At 57.0% G+C, this 20,618-nt stretch carries 16 protein-coding genes; 11 read left to right on the forward strand and 5 right to left on the reverse strand.

From position 1 onward, the window contains the following. The first annotated feature begins 20 nt into the window (after positions 1–20). Entirely contained in the window at positions 21–1,187 is a 1,167-nt protein-coding gene (gene sucC / locus M8T91_RS07690) for an ADP-forming succinate--CoA ligase subunit beta (protein ID WP_301418416.1), read from the forward strand. Positions 1,188–1,189: 2 nt separating this feature from the next. Next, positions 1,190–2,062 (forward strand): succinate--CoA ligase subunit alpha, encoded by an 873-nt coding sequence (gene sucD / locus M8T91_RS07695; RefSeq protein ID WP_301418418.1) that lies wholly within the window; start codon positions 1,190–1,192, stop codon positions 2,060–2,062. A 608-nt stretch (positions 2,063–2,670) separates the two neighbouring features. Here the strand turns inward: sucD and M8T91_RS07700 are convergent. The 3 genes from M8T91_RS07700 to M8T91_RS07710 form a co-directional block, all read right to left on the reverse strand. Further along, positions 2,671–2,934, reverse strand: coding sequence for a hypothetical protein (locus M8T91_RS07700; protein ID WP_301418420.1), 264 nt, complete (start codon positions 2,932–2,934; stop codon positions 2,671–2,673). A gap of 726 nt (positions 2,935–3,660) precedes the next feature. Continuing rightward, positions 3,661–4,260, reverse strand: coding sequence for a class I SAM-dependent methyltransferase (locus tag M8T91_RS07705; RefSeq protein WP_301418422.1), 600 nt, complete (start codon positions 4,258–4,260; stop codon positions 3,661–3,663). A gap of 110 nt (positions 4,261–4,370) precedes the next feature. Beyond that, on the reverse strand, positions 4,371–4,937 hold the full coding sequence (locus tag M8T91_RS07710; RefSeq protein WP_301418424.1) for a DUF2239 family protein: 567 nt from the start codon (positions 4,935–4,937) through the stop codon (positions 4,371–4,373). A gap of 269 nt (positions 4,938–5,206) precedes the next feature. Between M8T91_RS07710 and mtnP the strand changes: the two genes are divergently transcribed. The 6 genes from mtnP to M8T91_RS07740 all read left to right on the forward strand — a co-directional run bounded on the left by mtnP (position 5,207) and on the right by M8T91_RS07740 (position 10,597). Further along, positions 5,207–6,106, forward strand: a complete 900-nt coding sequence (mtnP, locus tag M8T91_RS07715) for an S-methyl-5'-thioadenosine phosphorylase (RefSeq protein ID WP_301418426.1) — start codon at positions 5,207–5,209, stop codon at positions 6,104–6,106. Between the two features lie 5 nt (positions 6,107–6,111). Continuing rightward, positions 6,112–7,059, forward strand: a complete 948-nt coding sequence (arsS, locus tag M8T91_RS07720; RefSeq protein ID WP_301418428.1) for an arsenosugar biosynthesis radical SAM (seleno)protein ArsS — start codon at positions 6,112–6,114, stop codon at positions 7,057–7,059. Between the two features lie 61 nt (positions 7,060–7,120). Beyond that, positions 7,121–7,804: a TVP38/TMEM64 family protein gene (locus M8T91_RS07725; RefSeq protein WP_301418430.1), complete on the forward strand. Its 684-nt coding sequence runs from the start codon at positions 7,121–7,123 to the stop codon at positions 7,802–7,804. Positions 7,805–7,813: 9 nt separating this feature from the next. Beyond that, positions 7,814–9,289: a dihydrolipoyl dehydrogenase family protein gene (locus M8T91_RS07730; protein ID WP_301418432.1), complete on the forward strand. Its 1,476-nt coding sequence runs from the start codon at positions 7,814–7,816 to the stop codon at positions 9,287–9,289. Further along, the gene (locus M8T91_RS07735; protein ID WP_301418434.1) at positions 9,289–9,963 is read left to right on the forward strand and encodes a TIGR04283 family arsenosugar biosynthesis glycosyltransferase; all 675 of its coding nucleotides are present in this window, start codon (positions 9,289–9,291) and stop codon (positions 9,961–9,963) included. Before M8T91_RS07730 ends, M8T91_RS07735 begins: the two co-directional genes overlap by 1 nt. After that, positions 9,956–10,597, forward strand: coding sequence for a TIGR04282 family arsenosugar biosynthesis glycosyltransferase (locus tag M8T91_RS07740; RefSeq protein WP_301418436.1), 642 nt, complete (start codon positions 9,956–9,958; stop codon positions 10,595–10,597). Before M8T91_RS07735 ends, M8T91_RS07740 begins: the two co-directional genes overlap by 8 nt. On the opposite strand, the gene mltF is transcribed toward M8T91_RS07740, so the two are convergent. Beyond that, positions 10,594–12,072: a membrane-bound lytic murein transglycosylase MltF gene (gene mltF, locus M8T91_RS07745; RefSeq protein ID WP_301418438.1), complete on the reverse strand. Its 1,479-nt coding sequence runs from the start codon at positions 12,070–12,072 to the stop codon at positions 10,594–10,596. The genes M8T91_RS07740 and mltF overlap by 4 nt on opposite strands. A gap of 414 nt (positions 12,073–12,486) precedes the next feature. Between mltF and purL the strand changes: the two genes are divergently transcribed. The 3 genes from purL to M8T91_RS07760 all read left to right on the forward strand — a co-directional run bounded on the left by purL (position 12,487) and on the right by M8T91_RS07760 (position 18,932). After that, complete coding sequence (purL, locus tag M8T91_RS07750; protein WP_301418440.1) at positions 12,487–16,353, forward strand: phosphoribosylformylglycinamidine synthase; 3,867 nt, start codon at positions 12,487–12,489, stop codon at positions 16,351–16,353. A 234-nt stretch (positions 16,354–16,587) separates the two neighbouring features. After that, positions 16,588–17,145: a riboflavin biosynthesis intermediates N-glycosidase gene (gene ybiA, locus M8T91_RS07755; protein WP_301418442.1), complete on the forward strand. Its 558-nt coding sequence runs from the start codon at positions 16,588–16,590 to the stop codon at positions 17,143–17,145. 107 nt (positions 17,146–17,252) lie between these two features. Beyond that, positions 17,253–18,932: an NAD-dependent malic enzyme gene (locus M8T91_RS07760; RefSeq protein WP_301418444.1), complete on the forward strand. Its 1,680-nt coding sequence runs from the start codon at positions 17,253–17,255 to the stop codon at positions 18,930–18,932. An 81-nt stretch (positions 18,933–19,013) separates the two neighbouring features. Here the strand turns inward: M8T91_RS07760 and M8T91_RS07765 are convergent, their stop codons facing one another. Then, positions 19,014–20,312, reverse strand: coding sequence for a patatin-like phospholipase family protein (locus tag M8T91_RS07765; protein WP_301418446.1), 1,299 nt, complete (start codon positions 20,310–20,312; stop codon positions 19,014–19,016). Between the last annotated feature and the right edge of the window lie 306 nt (positions 20,313–20,618).

Below are 20,618 nucleotides of genomic sequence, written 5' to 3' on the forward strand. Positions count from 1 at the left end.
AATGTGAATTGGTATTGACTATGAACTTGCATGAGTATCAGGGCAAACAACTGTTTGCGGCATACGGATTGCCGGTTTCCAAAGGCATTGCGGCGGAAACCCCGGCAGCGGCTGTAGCGGCGGCTGACGAGATTGGCGGTGATAAGTGGGTGGTTAAGGCCCAGGTACACGCGGGGGGCCGCGGCAAAGCGGGCGGTGTAAAGCTGGTGGACTCCAAGGCGGAAATCGAGGCGTTTGCCCAACAGTGGCTGGGCAAACGCCTGGTCACTTACCAGACGGACGAAAACGGCCAGCCGGTATCCCGCATTCTGGTTGAGAGCTGCACCGATATCGATCAAGAACTGTACCTGGGCGCTGTTGTGGATCGCTCCACCCGGCGCATTGTTTTTATGGCGTCCACCGAAGGCGGCGTTGAAATTGAGAAGGTCGCGGAAGAGACTCCGGAAAAAATCCTGAAAGCAACTATTGATCCGCTGGTGGGCGCCCAGCCGTACCAGGCGCGGGAGCTGGCTTTTAAACTGGGCCTGAACCCGACCCAGGTCAAGCAGTTCACCAAGATTTTCCTGGGTCTGGCGAAAATGTTCCAGGAAAAAGATCTGGCCCTGCTGGAAATCAATCCGCTGGTGATTATCACCGAAGGCAACCTGCACTGCCTGGACGCCAAGGTGGTGATCGACGGAAACGCCCTGTACCGCCACGAGGATTTGCGCGAAATGCACGATCCGTCTCAGGACGATCCACGTGAAGCGCACGCGGCCAAGTGGGACCTGAACTATGTGGCCCTCGATGGCAATATCGGCTGTATGGTCAACGGTGCGGGTCTGGCCATGGGCACCATGGATATTGTCAATCTGTACGGCGGCAGACCGGCCAATTTCCTCGATGTTGGCGGTGGTGCCACCAAAGAGCGGGTTGTCGAGGCGTTCAAGATCATTCTGTCCGACGAGAATGTAAAAGCGGTGCTGATCAATATCTTCGGCGGTATCGTTCGCTGTGACATGATCGCCGAAGGCGTGGTTGGTGCAGTGAAAGAAGTCGGCGTACAGGTACCGGTGGTAGTGCGTTTGGAAGGGAACAACGCAGACCTGGGTGCCAAGGTGTTGAGCGACAGTGGCCTGAATATTATCGCGGCCACCAGCCTGACCGATGCGGCTCAACAAGTGGTCAACGCTGCGGAGGGTAAATAATCATGTCAGTACTGATTAACAAAGATACCAAAGTCATCTGCCAGGGCTTCACCGGTTCCCAGGGGACTTTCCACTCCGAGCAGGCGATTGCGTACGGCACCAAAATGGTGGGTGGTGTGACTCCGGGTAAGGGTGGCCAGACTCACCTGGGCCTGCCGGTATTCAACACCGTGAAAGAAGCGGTGGCAGAGACCGGTGCCGAAGCTTCCGTGATCTACGTCCCTGCGCCTTTCTGTAAGGATTCCATCCTGGAAGCCGCCAACGCTGGAATCAAACTGATTGTCTGTATCACCGAAGGCATCCCGACGCTGGATATGCTCGATGCCAAAGTGAAGTGCGACGAGCTGGGTGTGCGCCTGATCGGCCCCAACTGCCCGGGTGTCATCACGCCGGGCGAGTGCAAGATCGGCATTATGCCGGGCCATATCCACAAGCCCGGCAAGGTGGGTATTGTTTCCCGCTCCGGAACCCTGACCTATGAAGCGGTCAAGCAAACCACCGACTACGGATTCGGCCAGTCCACCTGTGTGGGCATCGGCGGCGATCCCATCCCCGGCTCCAACTTTATCGACATCCTGGAGATGTTCCAGAATGACCCGCAGACCGAAGCGATTGTGATGATCGGTGAGATCGGAGGCACCGCTGAAGAGGAAGCGGCGGCTTACATCAAGGACAATGTCAGCAAGCCGGTGGTTTCCTACATCGCCGGGGTAACCGCGCCTCCGGGCAAGCGCATGGGCCACGCCGGTGCGATTATCTCCGGGGGCAAAGGCACTGCGGATGAGAAGTTTGCCGCTCTGGAAGATGCCGGTGTAAAAACCGTGCGCTCCCTGGCGGATATTGGCAGCGCTCTGAAGGAAATTGCTGGCTGGTAATAACCACCGGGTAATTCCCCACCAGCGAAAAAGCCGTTTCATCCGAAGCGGCTTTTTTTTGCGAAGTCACCGGAACCGGAGGATAAGCGCTTTATTCAATCGGGCCTGACAAAGGCAGCCGGATGCTGGTTACACTCCTGTATTCACAGGGGCCCATCTTCAAATCACCGACTGGAATTTTTGCTTATAAGCATACGTTATTTATTACTGATTCAGGGAATGGAAGAATTTTACTGTTTAAATCCCGTTAATTTCTCATTCGCTGCTGGGCTGCCTGTGGCGGTCTTCAGGATCTGCCTGAGCAAGGGTATAAAACGCCCTCTCAGTCATATGGCCGTATAGATTTCTCCCGGCGATCTGGGCAGTGGATCGTCAGTTGTGACAGTGTCAGGTTTCGGTTTTGAATCGGATTCGGCGGTCTGTCTCTCTATGCGGCAGGGCCTTCTATTAAAAAATGCCGGGCTGCTTATACCAGGTGGGGTGCTGAAGAGTCGAAGAACATGCACCATCGCGCTTACCGCCCCGCAGGGATAGTACGAGAAGGTAAGCGCTGGTGGGGCTTCTTGAGACCGCACAGACCTTTGGGGCGCCCGCTGCGCCTTGCAACGCTACGTCTTTTTATTGGGTGGCGGTTTGAATGGCCTGATGATGGCTGGAGGCTGATCGATTGGGCCCTCCTCCAGTGCAGGGGCTTCGTCCAGCCCCCAGGTCTCATCCAACCATTGCAGGAGGCGCACGGCGCGCATCACCCGGTTGCCCCTGCCGGGCGCAATATGCAGGTCAACCGCGTTCTCTTTGATGGCGACCAGTGTAAAGGTAAAATAATCCCCCAGCTCCACTGGCTGAAATAATCGACAGGGTAATATAGGCATCTTGAATAGGCTCCTTATGTTGCCTGTGACAGAAACGCCGGGCAAAAGCCCATAGCGCTGTTTCTCTCGCCGCAGGCGTGATCCTTGTGGGAAAAAAGTAAAGGGAAAATTGCAGGGTGCGCAACCAGGGAGGCGGTGCGCGGCTGAAGTAAAAGACCACACCAATCATCACGCAACGCCACAGCACACTCCGCCGCCAGGTGCCGGAGTGACTCGGAAAATGCGCCTTCAGGGAGACCTTTATTGAAGACGAACGAGTGTATGGCGTATCATTCAAGACAGCCTCGCTAGATAGGTTATTTATCTATTGGGGTTAGCCATTCCTCGGTGTTCCTGCACCGGGGGGTGGCGTTTTTCTCTCATTTACGCGGTCATGATGCGGTCCTTCTTTGTTCGTTTATTTGTGTCTAGAATACCTGCGGACGCCCCCGATATGGGGTGCCTCGCGGGGAGAAGCATGATGGTTGCGGTATTGCTTATTTATTCTTCTTTTCTTGTACCGTTGAGGCCTTGCGCCATTGAGGCGGCTGGGCGCTAGAGTAGCAGGCCTACGGTATGCGCTTTTTGCAAGGAATTCAATCGAGTAGAAGTTTTAGGCGACACTTAATGCAGTTTTCTACTGGCTGGAGAGTCCCTTTGCCATACATCTGGGTATCAGCAATCCATTTCCGGGCAATCCAGGGGGTGTTTTAGAGAATCGCCGTAGGCCGACCCACTTTTACCCGCCTAGGCTTTTTGCACAATCAGGTAGGTGTGTGATTCAGGATGCTGGCTGTACTCCAGGTGCCTGCAGAGGCAACCCAGGCTGATTAATACTGTAAGGAAGCCATTTGTTCCCAGGGTCGCGTAGTAAACTTCTGGTCCCATAGAGTCATCGGTGTGGTCACTTTTCTCATCTGTACCGCCGAAAGTGAAAATCAGCACGCCACCTTTGTTCAGGCTGAAAACCAGTTTAGCCAAAACAGTTGCCTGCTGTTGCAGGGGGATGTGCCAAATACTATCCCAGGCCGTGATAAAGTCATATTTGTCTTCTATACACCATTCACAGATATCCCGGTGATGAAAAACCACTCCCGGATGGCGACGCCTGGCCAAGCGAATCATTTCCGCAGAGACATCGACGCCCTCTGGCGTAAACCCCTCACTTAACAGAAGATCAATGAATCGGCCAGTAGAGCCGCAGCCAACGTCAAGGGCTTTGCCCTTATTGTTGACGAATGCCAAGGCTCTTTTATGCGCATCGATTCCATTTTTCCTATTGAAGTTCCCGTTCTCCCAAAGGTGGGTAATTTTGTCGTACGCTCTACCAATGTCTTTCGGGTGCATGGTCATTGAGCCTATCGCTTTAAGCCAGACGCAGCCGTCTGGAAGAAAACCGGCAGCAAGGCACCGCTCACAAAAATATTGCCGGGTTGTTGAGTCATGGTAAATCTGTTTTATAAATTACCGCTGTGCATTTCCGCGATTTCGTTAAATTTGGCTAGCAAAATCTGTTTGAGGTCATCCGGCCAGGAATGGATGGCTTTTTCAAAACTGATTTTGCTGTTTCTGACCAGGGCGCGGCTGGCCTCCTCGAAGCCAGGAGCATCTCCTGCAACCAACAGCATCAATCCATCCAGTTGTTGTTGTTTTGTGGTGATACGTTCTTCGAGGGAAACCTGTTTTTGCGCCTGCTCCACCAGCCTGCGAAGAGTGACAGAGGCACCGCCGGGCTGCTGGCCCAGCCACTCCCAATGGCGGGGAAGCAGTGTAACCTCTTTGGGGATAACCCCTAATTTGGGCCGTCCGCGCCTGGTTTTTGGGGTGTGCGTATCAGCTGTTAGCCTGGCCAGTACTTCCTCTGTATCACCGTGCCAATCCACCTCAACCCGTTTACAACTTTCAGATTCAAAGACAATGGGTTCATGAGCCGCCCCCATGTCTTTTACTTGGTGCGCAATCGCCTCCAGTGTTCCCCGCGCGATGACCCTTAGCTGGTCGATAGCGATATAGTCGGTGGCCATCGTATTTCTCCATATTTACCCAGGCTAAATATTTTTATCCGGGTAAATATAGCTGATGCATCAGTCTGTATACAATAGATAATTATCTGATTGGCTCTGGCTTCTTGAGTGTCCTCATTGGGAAGGATTGGGTAGCCCAACACCTTGATCCCCAGGATTGCCACCTTGCCAGATATCTGTGAGGGCCTGATTTTTGTTTACCTGTCAGTGATATACACGGCGTGCGGCTACTCCTATACTGCGGAAAAACCAACTGTTTAGGAGCGGATATGGCCAGAGCACTGATTGGCGTTATCGGGGGCAGCGGTCTTTACGAGATGCCGGGGCTGAGTGAGGTAGAGGCGCTGCGGATAGATACCCCTTTCGGCGCGCCTTCGGACACGATTGTCTGGGGAAAACTACAGGGCATCCCCGTTGCCTTCCTGGCCCGCCATGGGCGCGGCCACCGCCTGATCCCCGGCGAAGTGCCCTACAGGGCCAATATTCACGCCCTGCGCCAGTTGGGTGTGCGCTATATCCTGTCGCTCTCCGCTGTGGGCTCCCTGCGCGAGGAAGTGCGACCGCTGGATATGCTGATTCCGGATCAGTTTATCGATATGACGCGCAAGCGTGACAGCACCTTTTTCGGTGGTGGTGCCGTGGCCCATGTCGCCATGGCGGACCCGGTGTGCCCGTCAGTGGCACGCTGTCTGGCACAAGCTTTTGAGCGCACGCAGGCGGATCAGCCCATCCGCCTGCACAGACAGGGCAGCTATGTCTGTATCGAGGGTCCCCAATTCTCCAGCCGCGCGGAATCCCATTGGTATCGCAGTATGGGGGCCTCCGTGATCGGTATGACCAATATGCCGGAGGCGAAGCTGGCAAGAGAGGCGCAGATTGCCTATGCCACCCTGGCCATGGCCACCGACTATGATTGCTGGCATCCCCGTGAAGCAGCGGTAACTGCAGCGGTGGCCATTGCCAATCTGCAGCAAAATGCCGCCCGTGCCCAGCAGATCGCTGCAGAGGCGATCCGCCTGCTGGGTGAGGAACAGCCACACTCTTTTGCACACTCCGCGCTGGAAAGTGGTCTGGTGACGCCCCTGGAGGCTCTGCCCAAAGACACCCTCGCTGTAATAAAGCCATTGCTTGCTCCGACAGAACCGGTGCCTGAAGAAGTGGAGCGCTGAGGCGTATGCACGAAACACTACCGCTGTTGGAATTATCGGATTTCCCGGCCATTCGTCGCGAAAAAATACAAACCCTGCAGGTGAATATCGGTTATCGCTGCAACCAGAGCTGTGTGCACTGTCATGTGAATGCGGGCCCCAAGCGCACAGAGATGATGTCTGAAGAAAACCTGGCCCTGTTGCTGGAGGTGATGCAAGTGCGGGGTGTCAGCACCCTGGATATCACCGGTGGCGCGCCGGAGCTGCACCGGGGCTTCAGGCCACTGGTGCAGGCTGCCCGCGGGCAGGATGTACAGGTGATAGACCGCTGTAACCTCACGGTGCTGTTCGAGCCGGGTCAGGAGGATACCGCAGAATTTCTCGCGCAACACCAGGTGGAGGTGGTCGCTTCACTGCCGTGCTACTCCATGGAGAATGTGGATAAGCAACGGGGCAAGGGGGTTTTCGATAAAAGCATTCGCGCATTGCAGCAACTGAATGCACTGGGGTACGGCAAGCCGGAAACCGGCCTGCGGCTCAATCTGGTTTACAACCCGCAGGGAGCCTCTTTGCCTCCGGAACAGACCGCCCTGGAAGCGGACTACCGCAGGGAACTGGCCGCGCATTTTGATATCGCGTTTAACAACCTGTTTGCCCTGGCCAATATGCCGATCAAGCGTTTTGGCTCTATGCTGGTGTCCAAGGGCCAGTTTCAGAAGTATATGGCGCTGCTCAAGGACAGTTACAGTTCCGCCAACCTCGAGGGCGTTATGTGTCGCACCCTGGTCAGCGTCGATTGGCAGGGCAATTTATACGACTGCGATTTTAACCAGCAATTGAATATCCCGGTACCGGGCCGTTTACACCTGCGCGATTTGCTCAGGCACGATTTGCAGGATCTTTCCATTTGTGTGGCCGATCACTGTTACGGTTGCACGGCGGGGCAGGGCAGCAGTTGTGGTGGTGCCCTCTAGGGGGCTTGCGGAAACTGAAAGAGACAGGGAAATCGAACCCTGAACAGAGGAGCGAAGGGTTATGGGCAAAAGAATCCTGCTGGTGTCTGCGATACTGGTGCTGGTGATTGCCTTTTATGCGTTCGATCTGGACCAGTGGCTGATGCTGGATAAGCTGCAGGAGGGAACGGATAAATTCATGCAGTGGAAAGACGCCTCGCCACTGCTGGTGGGGCTACTGTTTGCGCTGTTTTATATTCTGGTAACCGGTTTGTCTCTCCCCGGCGCTGCCATTCTCACCATTGCCGCGGGCGCGGTATTCGGTTTGTATTGGGGCACGATCATTGTTTCTTTCTCTTCCAGTATCGGCGCAACCCTGGCTTTCCTGGTGGCCCGTTATCTGCTGCGTGACTATGTGCAGGAGCGTTTTGCCATGCGGCTGAAAATGGTGAATGAGGGTATAGAGCGCGAAGGGGCTTTTTACCTGTTCGCGCTGCGCCTGGTACCGGTTTTCCCCTTTGTCCTGATCAATATCCTGATGGGCCTTACCCATATCCGGGTATGGACCTTTTACTGGGTGAGCCAGCTGGGCATGCTGGCCGCCACTATTGTCTATGTGAATGCAGGTACCCAGTTGGCAAGGATTGATAACCTGAAGGATATTGCCTCCCCGGCACTGTTGCTGTCCTTTGCCCTGCTGGGGGTATTTCCACTGCTGGCAAAATATATCCTCAACTGGGTGAAGCGCCGCCGCGCTGCCAAATGAGTCTTTGCAATGAGTAAACCCAAGAAATTCGACCGCAATCTAATTGTTATTGGTGCCGGTGCTGCGGGGCTGGTTAGCGCCTATATCTCGGCTGCGGTAAAGGCCGAAGTGACTTTAATAGAAGCGGGGAATATGGGGGGTGACTGCCTGAATACCGGCTGTGTGCCCAGCAAGGCGCTTATCCAGTGTGCCCGTATCGCCCACTGGACGCGCCGGGCCGATCAATTCGGGATCTGTGTCGCCGAGCCGGGAGTCGACTTTCCCGGCGTTATGCGCCATGTGCGCGCCTCTATTGAGCGGATTGCCCCTCACGACAGTGTGGAGCGATACACCGAGTTGGGGGTGGAGGTTGTCCAGGGGCAGGCGCGCCTTGTGGATCCCTGGACAGTCACCATTGCGCTGAACAGCGGCGGGGAGCGAACGCTCAGCGCACGGGCAATTGTACTCGCTACCGGTGCCGAACCCATAGTGCCGCCATTGCCCGGTCTGGAAAATGTGCACTACCTGACCAGTGAAACCCTTTGGGACCGGTGCGCAAAGCTGGACCAGGTGCCGCGCAGGCTGTTGCTGCTGGGTGGGGGCAGCATTGGCTGCGAGTTGGCCCAGGCATTTGTGAGACTGGGATCGGATGTCACACTGGTGGAGAAAGAGAGCCGCCTGCTGCCACGAGAGGATCAGGAGGTATCCGAAGCCCTTTCACGCGCCCTTGAGTCCGAGGGCGTAAACCTGCTCACCGGGCACGAGGCCCTGGCTTTTATCGGTAAGCCAAACCGCATAGGCGGCGCCCTGCGTCTGCGCAATGCAGAGGGTGAAACACAGGTCACATTTGACGAGGTGATCCTGGCTCTGGGCAGGCGTGCCCGGACCCAGGGATTTGGGCTTGAGTCATTGGGCCTGGTGCAGGGCGGTAAGTTGGAGGCGGATGCCTACCTGCGTACCCGCTATCCCCATATTCTCGCCGCCGGCGATGTTGTGGGTCCCTACCAGTTTACCCATATGGCCTCGCACCAGGCCTGGTATGCCGCCGTGAATGGCCTCTTTGGGGATATAAAAAAATTCCCGGTGGATTACTCCCTGGTTCCCCGTGCAACCTTCATCGATCCGGAGGTGGCCAGTGTGGGGCTCAGCGAGGGCATGGCCAGTGAACAGGGTATCGCCTATGAGGTTACCCGCTACGCTCTCGACGACCTGGATCGCGCCATAGTCGACGGTGCCGCACAGGGCTTTGTGAAAGTACTCACGGTACCGGGCAAGGATACAATTCTCGGCGTTTCCATTGTGGGCGAAAATGCGGCGGAGCTGATCGCGGAGTTTATTATTGCGATGAAGCATGGACTGGGCCTGAACAAAATTTTATCCACTATTCATACCTACCCCACGATGGCAGAGGCGAATAAATTTGTCGCCGGGAACTGGAAACGGGCGCATGCCCCGGAGTGGGCGTTGCGCTGGCTGAAACTGTTTCACCGGTGGAGGCGGGGTTAGTGCAGTACAGTGTTGTTGTTCCGCTGCTGAATGAACGGGAGCAGCTGCCGGAACTCGCGGTGCAGTTGCGGGAGCTGCAAACCCCCGGCAGTTGCGAAATTATTCTGGTCGATGGCGGCAGTAGCGACAACAGTGTGGAGATTGCCACTGCCGCGGGCTTTCCGGTAATTGTGTCAGAGCGCGGCCGGGCCGCACAGATGAACGCCGGTGCGGCTGCGGCATGCGGGCACTGGCTGCTGTTTCTGCACGCGGATACCCGTTTGCCCCGGGGGGCTCTGGATGCGATTGCTGCGGCTGCGCTACAGGGGGCACAGTGGGGGCGCTTCGATATCCGTATTCGCGGCGACAGTGTCTGGTTTCCCTTGATTGCCACCTTGATCAACTGGCGTTCGCGTCTGAGCGGCATTGCCACAGGCGATCAGGCAATCTTTGTACGCCGCGCACTGTTCGAGCGCCTGGGCAGCTATGCCCGGCAGCCTCTGATGGAGGATATCGAATTGAGCCGGCGGCTGCTGAAGGTGGCGCGGCCGTTTTGTCTGCACCAGCGCAGCACCACCTCCGGGCGTCGCTGGCAGAAGTTTGGTGTTCTGCGCACTGTGCTGCTGATGTGGCGTTTGCGCTTTGACTACTGGCGCGGTGTGCCTGCGGCCTCTTTGGCGAAGCGTTATGAGTAGTGTTACCCACCACACACTGCGCCTGGTTGTGATGGCCAAGGCGCCATTAAGCGGCTATGCCAAAACCCGTTTGATTCCCGCACTGGGTGAGCGCGGTGCTGCTGCACTGGCGGAGAGACTGCTGCACCATACTCTGGAAGCCTGTGTGCGGGCGGACCTGGGGCCTGTGGAATTGCATGTGGTGCCGGACCCCTCGCACGCCTACTGGCGGGATTTCCCGCTGTCGCCCGGTATCAGTCTTTACGGGCAGTCGCAGGGGGATCTCGGCCAGCGCCTGTGGCATGCCAGCAGAAACGCGCGGGCGCTGGGGCAGGGGCTTTTGCTGCTGGGCACCGACTGCCCGGCACTCACCGCGCAGCGTCTGCATACCGCGGCGGAGGTCCTGCAGAGATCCGATGCGGTAATGTACCCGGCAAAAGATGGCGGTTACGCATTACTGGGACTCAAAGAGGTACAGGCGCGGCTGTTTGAAGACATCCACTGGAGTACCGCAGAGGTGGCGCAGCAGACGCTGGACCGATTGTGGGAGTGTGGAATGCACTGCCAGCGCCTGGAGGCACTGACGGATATCGATGAGCCCGGGGATTTAACCGCACTGCCGCAGGCCTGGCGGGAATCTGTCGATGTAGGCTAGAGTGCCGGGGCTGTACCGCTCTCGGCCTCTACCGCGCTGCCATCGGCGAGCACCGTGGGGTTTTCATCGCCAGCGGCCGCCAGGCGCTGCTCCTCGATACGGCTGCTCCAGTTCAGCAGTGCCTGGTAGTGGCGGATATTCTGTACATAGGTCACCGGCTCCCAGCCCCGGGCATAGCCGTGCCTGGTGGTTTTGTAGTACTGGCGCTTGGCCAGCAGGGGCAGGTGATCGCGCACATCGGGCCAGCGGTCCGGGTTGCCGCCCATGCGCTCGGTGAGCACACGGGCATCTTCCAGGTGGCCGTAGCCAACGTTATAGGCCGCCAGTGCCATCCAGGTTCTATCGGGTTCACGAATACGTTCTGGCAGCTTGTTGCGGATCTGTACGATATAGCGGGCGCCACCTTCAATACTCTCCGCCGGATTGAGGCGGTTGACCCCCAGTTCCTTTGCCGTATCCAGGGTCAGCATCATCAGTCCACGCACACCGGTGCGGGAACGGGCACGGGGGTTCCAGTAGGACTCCTGGTAACTGAGTGCCGCCAGCAGATGCCAGTCCAACTGGTACTGATCGGCAACTTTCTGCATGGTGCCCTGCCACTGGGGCAGGCGCTCGCGGCTGCGCCTGGCGAATGCCTGGGCGCCGCCGACATTCAAGCCGCTGACGTGCCCGAAGAATTCCTCGCGCAGTTGTGCAACCATGCCATTGGTATTGGCGCGCAGCATAAACAGGCGCGCGAGGTGATACAGGCTGTCGTCGCTGCTCTTGGGAAACGCCCAGGCCACCGGTTGGAACTGGGTGAGATTGAACGCGACCGCGGTATTCGGGTAGAGGCCGCGGTGCACCGCGTAGGCGTTGGAATCCACTACGGCGTAGTTGTACTTGCCCTGCTGAACCATTTCCACCAGTTCCATGGTGTCCACATCGGAGATGGCCTCCCAGTGCAGCTCTGGATAACGCTTGGAGAGCTTGTTCAATTCCTCCGCGTGGGCACTGCCGGCGATCACCGCGACAGTCTTGTCAGCGAGGTCGCTGATTTTGCGCGGACGCGCCTCGCCCACGCGGTAAATAATCTGTTGGCGGATCTCAAAATAGGACGGGGAGAAGCGTACCTGTTCGCGGCGCTGGGGAGTCACGGTGAGGCCGGCGGCGGCAAAGTGGGCGCCCTCGGCGGGATCGCGCAGGCGCTCGAACAACTCGTCCAGGTCGTGTACATCGCGGATGACCAGCTTGACACCGATTTCCTCGGCAAAAGCGCGCAGCATGCCGTGCTCAAAACCGGTGGGGTTGCCGGAGGCATCCTCGTAATAGGTGGTGGGCCCGTTCTGGGAAAGCACAACCAGCTCCCCTGAGGTCCGGATGCGCTCCAGGGTATCCGGCGCCTTGCTGGCGACCAGCAGTGCGGCACAGCAAAAGAGGGCCAGCCCTTTCAACAGGCGGCGGACATAGCGCAGCAGGCGGCTTGTCATCATCATAGGCTGTCCCCTCTAGCTCGTCCGTTGGTGTTATCGCTGTTATGCCCGGGATCTGATGCCAGTGTTGCGGCCAGGACTTGTGTGGCCAACGCTGTCTCATGCCATCAATTTTACATGATTTGGCGACAGGCTGACCAATTTGGCTTTTGAGCCCTGTGATCTGTGCGCTTGAAAGCCTGCGAAGACTTGTGTACGCAATGCTTGCCCCCGATGCAAAAAAGAAGACTCTGGCGAAAAATGCTATCTACCTTTTGAATACCTTGATGGCGAATTAGTTCATGTGTCTCCAGGTGTCGGACAGGTGTGTTGGAGCGGCGATGCTTCAGGTACAATTGCGCCTCTCAAATTTCCGGGGCCTTGTGCGCTCTTTCTTTCACGCTATTTTTCTCATACAGACAAGAGGCAAACTCCCGCATGCTAGTTCTGCGTGGTGCTCCCGCACTGTCGACATTCCGCCGAAAAAAACTGCTCAATCAGCTCCGTGCACTGCAACCTACGATTGAGGATCTCTACGCCGAGTTTGTGCACTTTGCCGATAGTGAATCACTGGATAACAGGGAGAGCGCGCTGCTCGAGCGGCTGCTCCAGTATGGTCCGACAGAGGAAAAGCGCGAACCTACTGGCGAGTTGATCCTGGTGCTGCCGCGCCTGGGCACGATCTCCCCCTGGTCCTCCAAGGCCACCGATATCGCCCACAATACCGGTCTGGCAAAAATCCACCGCCTGGAGCGGGGGATCGCCTATTACCTTAGCGGCGTGGCATTAACCGAAGCTGAACGCCAGGCCCTGGCATCGCAATTGTACGACCGCATGGTTGAGGTGGCGTTTACGGATTTTGAACAGGCGGAGCAGCTGTTTGTAGAAGAGGCACCCCGTCCGCTACGCGGTGTGGATATCCTCGATGGTGGCCGCGAGGCGCTGGAGGATGCCAACGTCACCCTGGGTCTGGCCCTTGCCGAGGACGAAATGGATTACCTGCTCGCCAGTTTCCAGACGCTGGAGCGCAATCCCACCGATGTGGAGTTGATGATGTTTGCCCAGGCGAACTCCGAGCACTGCCGCCATAAGATCTTCAATGCCTCCTGGACCATCGACGGCGAGGAGATGCCGCACTCCCTGTTTGGCATGATCAAGAACACCTATCAAAAGGGCGGTGACAATGTATTGTCGGCCTATGCGGACAACGCCGCGGTTGTGACTGGCAGTGTGGGCGGACGCTTTTACCCGGACCCGGTCAGTAGGGAATACAGCTTCAGTCACGAAGCCATCCATCTGTTGATGAAGGTGGAGACCCACAACCATCCCACTGCGATCGCGCCGTTTCCCGGCGCCGGCACCGGTGCCGGTGGGGAAATCCGTGATGAGGGCGCGGTGGGTCGCGGCTCCAAGCCAAAAGTGGGCCTGACCGGCTTCACAGTTTCCAATCTGCAGATCCCCGGTTGGGAGCAGCCCTGGGAATCCAATTACGGCAAGCCCGAGCGTATCGTGACCGCTCTGGATATTATGATCGAAGGCCCCATTGGTGGCGCTGCGTTCAACAACGAGTTTGGACGCCCAAATATCTGTGGTTACTTCCGCACCTTTGAGGAGCACTTTGGCGGTGAGCGCCGCGGCTACCACAAGCCGATTATGCTCGCCGGTGGCTACGGGAATATCCGCGCAGAGCATATCGACAAGCCCGAGTTTTCCCCAGGTGCCAAGCTGGTTGTGCTGGGTGGTCCGGCCATGTTGATCGGCCTCGGTGGCGGTGCCGCCTCCAGTATGGCCAGTGGTTCCAGCTCCGAGGATCTGGATTTTGCTTCTGTACAGCGTCAAAACCCAGAAATCGAGCGCCGCTGCCAGGAGGTGATCGACCAGTGCTGGCAGTTGGGTGAGAAAAATCCCATTGCTTTTATTCACGATGTGGGCGCGGGCGGCCTGTCCAATGCCTTCCCCGAACTGGTTAAAGACGGCGGCACCGGCGGTAATTTTGAGTTGCGCAAGATTCCTTGTGATGAGCCGGGCATGAGCCCGCTGGAAATCTGGTGCAATGAGTCCCAGGAGCGCTATGTACTGGCTGTGATGCCGGAAGACCTGCTGTGCTTTAAAGAAATCTGTGTGCGCGAACGCGCACCTTTTGCCGTTGTGGGTGAGGCGACTGCAGACAAGCACCTGCTGCTGAACGACACCAGGTTTGAGTCCAGGCCGGTGGACCTGCCGATGTCTGTGCTGTTCGGCAAACCGCCGCGCATGCACCGCAAGGCGGAAACACATGCGGTTGACACCAGGGCGTTTTCCACTGCGGATATCGACCTCAAGACAGCCGCCGAACGGGTGCTGCGCCTGCCCACTGTGGCGAGCAAGAGTTTTCTGATCACCATTGGCGACCGCTCTGTCACCGGCCAGGTATCCCGCGATCAGATGGTCGGCCCCTGGCAGGTGCCGGTAGCGGATTGTGCCGTGACCACCGTCGCCTACGACAGCTATGCCGGTGAGGCCATGTCCATGGGGGAGCGCACACCTGTGGCCCTGTTGGATGCCCCCGCTTCCGGTCGCCTGGCGGTGGGGGAAGCGATCACCAATATCGCCTGTACCCCGGTGAGGCAGCTCTCCGATATCAAACTCTCCGCCAACTGGATGTGTGCCGCGGGCCACCCGGGCGAAGAGGAAAAACTCTACCGCACCGTGGAGGCGGTGGGCATGGAGCTGTGCCCGGTGCTGGGCATTACCATTCCGGTGGGCAAGGATTCCATGTCCATGCGCACCGCCTGGGAGGACGAAGGCGAGCAGAAAGCGGTGACTGCACCGCTGTCTCTGGTAATCTCCGCCTTTACCCCGGTGACCGATGTGCGCAAAACGGTGACGCCACAGCTGCGCACTGACAAGGGCGATAGCGAGCTACTGTTGATCGACCTGGGGGCGGGTAAAAACCGCCTGGGCGGCTCCTGCCTGGCGCAGGTCTATAACGAACTGGGTGACGAACCTGCCGATCTGGACGACGCCGGAAAACTGAAAAGTTTCTTCGAGGTGGTACAGCAGGCTCTGCAGGAAGGCCTGATCATGGCCTACCACGACCGCGCCGATGGGGGTCTTTTCACCACCCTGGCGGAAATGGGCTTTGCCGGCCGGGTGGGTATGGATGTGGAAATCTACGAACTGGGTGAAGATCCGGTAGCCGCACTGTTCAGTGAAGAGCTGGGTGCCGTGTTACAGGTTCCCGCCTGTGAGGCGGATATGCTGGTGCAGCGCTTTGCCGCTGTCGGTGTGCCCGCCCACCAGATCGGTTACCTGAATCACAGCGAGCACCTGTGTATCACCAATAACGGGGTTGAAATCTTCAGGCGCGCCCGTGCCGAGCTGCAACAGATCTGGTCGGAAACCAGTTTCCGTATCCAGTCCCTGCGTGATAACGCCCACTGCGCTGAGCAGGAATTTGCCGCAATTACCCAGCAAGATCCGGGCCTGTCAGTCAATCTTACCTTTGATATCAACGAAGATATCAGCGCGCCTTATATAGCCAAAGGTGTTCGCCCGAAAGTCGCAATACTGCGCGAGCAGGGGGTAAACAGCCAGGTGGAGATGGCGCACGCTTTCCACCGCGCCGGCTTCAGTGCGGTCGATGTGCATATGAGCGACATCCTCTCTGGTCGTGTAGCGCTGGATGCGTTCAAGGGCCTGGTGGGCTGTGGTGGGTTCTCTTACGGTGACGTACTCGGTGCCGGTGAGGGCTGGGGCAAAACCATCCTGTTTAACGACCGTGCCCGCGACCAGTTTGCAGGTTTTTTCAACCGCACGGATACCTTCGGCCTGGGGGTGTGTAACGGCTGCCAGATGTTCTCCGTGATCAAGGCATTGATCCCCGGAGCAGGCCACTGGCCGCGCTTTGTACGCAACCTGTCCGAGCAGTATGAGGCGCGCTTTGCCCTGGTGGGAATTGAAGACTCTCCTTCAGTACTGTTTAAAGGCATGGCGGGCACTTACATGCCGGTAGCTGTTGCCCACGGCGAAGGCCGTGTGGAATTTGCCAACCAGCAGGCGCTGGAACTGTGTGAAGCTTCCGACACCATCGCCATGCGTTACCTGAATAACAACGGCGAGATTGCCCAGACTTATCCGGCCAACCCCAATGGCTCGGTCAATGGTATTACCGCCCTGTGTTCAGAGGATGGTCGCGTCACCATTATGATGCCACATCCGGAACGCGTTGCCCGTACGGTCAGTAACAGCTGGCATCGGGATGAATGGCAGGAAGATTCCGGTTGGATGCGCCTGTTCCGCAATGCGCGGGTATTTGTCGATTGAGGCGTATCGGTTTGCACCCCAGGCCCAGAGCCAGGGATTTGTGACAGTATTGACAGGAGCTTACCGTTGTTCGGCCATGCCCCTTGCAATGGTCGGTAGTCCTGCGGAATTGTTTGGTGTTTCCGGGGCTTACTATGGCCGGTAACCGGTGCTGGCTTCTGTCCATTATTTCTGGGCCTCTGCCGGGCTCATACTATCAGCTTATGCGAAATCCGTAATTGGAACCGATAAGAATTGACGATCAAGAATACAGAGCAGCTGATTGATTATGTCAATCGCGGAAATAAGGTGAAGTACCTATTCTTCTGGGGACACAGGAAACCGAAGAAAGGCATATCGAAGTCTTGTTTGAGTCAGTGGTATGAATCACCTTTTGAATCTGACGGCAACAGGTTTCACACTGCCGAACATTTCATGATGTATGAAAAAGCAAAACTGTTTGGCGATAATTCCGCTGCAGAAAATTCCCTTGCCGTGGCTGATCCAGGTGCCGCTAAAGCAATTGGCCGTCAGGTTGAAGGATTTGATCAAGAGCTTTGGGATAAGAAAAAATTCGATATCGTTGTGCAGGCAAATTTGGCGAAATTTAAAGGTAACCAAGCGCTGAAAGAATTTTTATTGAATACTGGTGATCGGGTGCTGGTTGAAGCGAGCCCTGTGGATAAGGTTTGGGGCGTAGGTCTGGCTGAAGATGATGACAAATGTCAAAATCCCAAAAAATGGAAAGGCTTAAATCTATTGGGCTTTGCCTTAATGGCCGTTCGCAGCAAACTGAGAGAGAGTGATACATAACAAGTGCCTGCACGATCGCAAATGCTGTGTATCTGCTGGATTTGCACCGCTTTGTGGCTTCGGCCCGTACCGCAGGCGCCTGACTTGCCTATTGGAAAAACCACGCTATGAGCAACCACGACAAGCGTCCGCTTTATATTCCCCACGCAGGGCCCTCCCTGCTGGAGATGCCGCTGTTGAACAAAGGCAGTGCATTCACGCTTGAAGAGCGCCTTGAGTTCAACCTGGCGGGACTTCTGCCGAACACCGTGGAGACCATCGAAGAGCAGGCGCGCCGGGCTTATCACCAGTATCAGCATTGCAAGACAGACCTCGACAAGCATATTTACCTGAGGGCCATTCAGGATGACAACGAAACCCTGTTTTTTTACCTGATTGAGCACCATATCAAGGAAATGCTGCCGATCATTTATACCCCCACGGTTGGTGCCGCCTGTGAGGAGTTTTCCAATATTTACCGCGACCACCGCGGCCTGTTCATCTCCTACCCGGATCGCGAGTATATGGACGATATGCTGCGCAGCGCCACCAAGGAGAACGTCAAGGTGATTGTTGTGACCGATGGCGAACGCATTTTGGGCCTCGGTGACCAGGGTATCGGTGGGATGGGTATTCCTATCGGCAAGTTGTCCCTGTATACCGCCTGTGCCGGCATCAGCCCCGCCTATACCCTGCCTGTGGCGCTGGATGTGGGCACCAACAACCGCAACTTGCTGAGTGATCCCATGTATATGGGATGGCGACATGAACGGGTTTGCCAGGAGGATTACGATGCATTCCTCGAGCAGTTTATCGCTGCGGTAAAACGCCGGTGGCCAAAAGTACTGGTGCAGTTTGAGGACTTTGCCCAGACCAATGCCATGCCGCTGCTGCACCGTTATCGCGAACAGCTGTGCTGTTTTAATGATGATATACAGGGTACTGCATCGGTGGCGCTGGGCACCATTTTGGCGGCTTGCAAGGTCTGGCAGGAATCCGTTGCGGCCCAGCGCGCCGTTATTGTCGGTGCCGGTTCCGCGGGCTGTGGTATTGCCGAGCAGATCGTGCGTGCCATGGTGCAGGCGGGCCTCAGCGATGCGCAAGCGCGCGCGCGTATTTTTATGTACGACCGCTACGGACTGGTGACTGCGGACATGCAGGGGTTGCACGACTTTCAGGCGGCGTTGGCTCAGGACCCGAAAGCCTATGCGGAGGCCCGGGAGTGGGATCTGCAGACCCTGATCGGCAAAGTGGGCCCAAGTATCCTGATAGGCGTCTCGGGACAGGGAGGGCTGTTTACCCAGCAGGTGGTCGAAGCTTTGCACGGGAGTTGTCCCCGCCCCCTGGTGATGCCGTTATCCAACCCCACTTCCCGGGCCGAAGCGACGCCCGCGGAGATTTATACCTGGACCAATGGCGAGGCCCTGGTGGCAACCGGCAGCCCTTTCGCGGCGGTGGAAATAGGGGGGCATTCTATCGCTGTGGCCCAATGCAATAACGTCTATATTTTCCCTGGCATTGGTCTCGGCGTGATTGCCGCCGGTGCAACGCAGGTGACCGACGGCATGTTGATGGCGGCATCCAACGCCCTGGCCGAGCAGGCGCCGGTGGTCAAACACGGCGAGGGTGCGCTGCTGCCGCATTTGAGTACTATCCGCGCGCTGAGCAAGCATATTGCCCGGGCTGTTGCGGCTCAGGCCCAGTTGGATGGGGTTGCGCCAAAAGTCAGTGGAGAAAACCTGGAACGGTCCCTGGCACGCAATTTCTGGCGGGCCGATTACCGCAATTATCGTCGCCGCTCTTTCTAACGAACTTTTTCCACGGTTCACAAACAAGCTGCGCTATGGTGTCCGCTGATGAACAGACGACACGCAGCCGATTTGCTTCTCCTAGGGTTGTTTCTCGCCGGTTTTTGCTGTCTCCCGTTGCCGTAACTGCAGGTAATCCGCCCAAGCAAAGCCCCCGCCCAGGAATTCAGTAGCCGCTTTTGCGCCGGATAAAAACAGGTGCTCACAGTGGTTTTCGGGCATGGAGAAGTCGAGCCAGTGGGGAGACTCGCCACTCGCCATTGGCCCGATGGCAATCTCTTTGACCAGGGTATGATACTCCGCATTGAGATGGGCGCGCATATGGCTGTCGAGGATATTGCGGCAGGTATTGATCAGCCCCATGGTAAAGCGGCCGGCTCGGCTGGATTTTGGCTGGTAGTGATCCACTTCCAGTTTGATGCCGAAGGTGGGCAGTTTCGGTATGCCGCTGGGCTTGTGGAAGATGTCAAAGGGAAAATTGGATACCAGACCGCCGTCCACAAACTGGACATCCCTGGGAAAGCCGTTTTTGAAGAACCGCTCAGGAATACCTTTAATTTTGTGCCAGTTTTCCGCCACGGAAGTGCACTCATGCAACTGCGGGATGTTTTTTACCGTGTGGGGCTGGAAGAAACCGGGCACAGACATGGAGGCGCGCACATATTCGGCAGGGTTGACGGCGCCGGGATTGGCATAATAGAGGGGGGCTTTGGCCGGAAATACCGCCCGCGTTTCTGTTGTGATATCTGCTGCCACCAGTGCTACTTCGGCACTGGCCACCTCGCTGTCGGGATGGCCCCGGTAGTACAGAGCCGGGAACTGGTTGATGCGCTGGGAGAGCTGCGCGGTGTTGGTGATGCCCAACTGACGCAACGCTTCCTGCAGCCAGCGGGTAAAGGCGTCGCCGGGGTTGAGCCCCTTGTGGCGCAGCAGCTGCCTACAGGTGCGCAGGGAATCCAACGGATGCAGGACCAGGCTGCCGAACAGGCCCTTGCCCCTGAGCAGGCGCTGTATGGTTTTACAGGCAAAGGGTTCGCCATCCTCGAAACTGGCAAAATCCGCGCTGCCCATAATGTCCAGCAGCGCTGCACTCTTGCTGACATCGGGTGTGCCGGCGGCGGCCAGAAACAGTGTATTGATGGCACCTGCAGAAGTCCCGGCGATTTTGCGAAAGCGAATACCGGCCCTCTCCAGAATGTAGGTATAGCCTACCAGGACAATCCCCAGCATGCCCCCGCCCTCCATCACCAGATCCACATACTGGAGTCCCTCGTTATCGTACACATCGCTAAATTGTTTGCCTTCGATGTCGGCCCTGGCGTTTTGCCAGTAGGTGTCTGCCTGGGAGATTGCGCTATTGACCCATCCTGTTTTTTCCATGGGAGTTTTCCATATCAGATAATTGTTATTTCACATCCGGAGATTGAGCGTCTGTTTGTAGGGTGGAGACAGGGTACCACCCCGGATCGGCTTCGCCAGCCCTTGCGAGCGGCTTTCTGTGCCCTGGTAAAGCAATTTACACAAAATGCTGGACAATCGCGGCTGAAAAGCGGTCAGTGGGCTATGCGTAAGGTCTGCGCAGGTGGTACCCGGCAAACTGTATTGGATTTTAGCATGGAAGCCGTGATGTCTTTTCCAACTACCCGTCTAGGTATTTTTCGGTGCGATCAAGAAATGAACAAATGC

The sequence above is a fragment of the Microbulbifer sp. MI-G genome, assembly GCF_030440425.1.
Classification (GTDB): Bacteria; Pseudomonadota; Gammaproteobacteria; order Pseudomonadales; family Cellvibrionaceae; genus Microbulbifer; species Microbulbifer spongiae.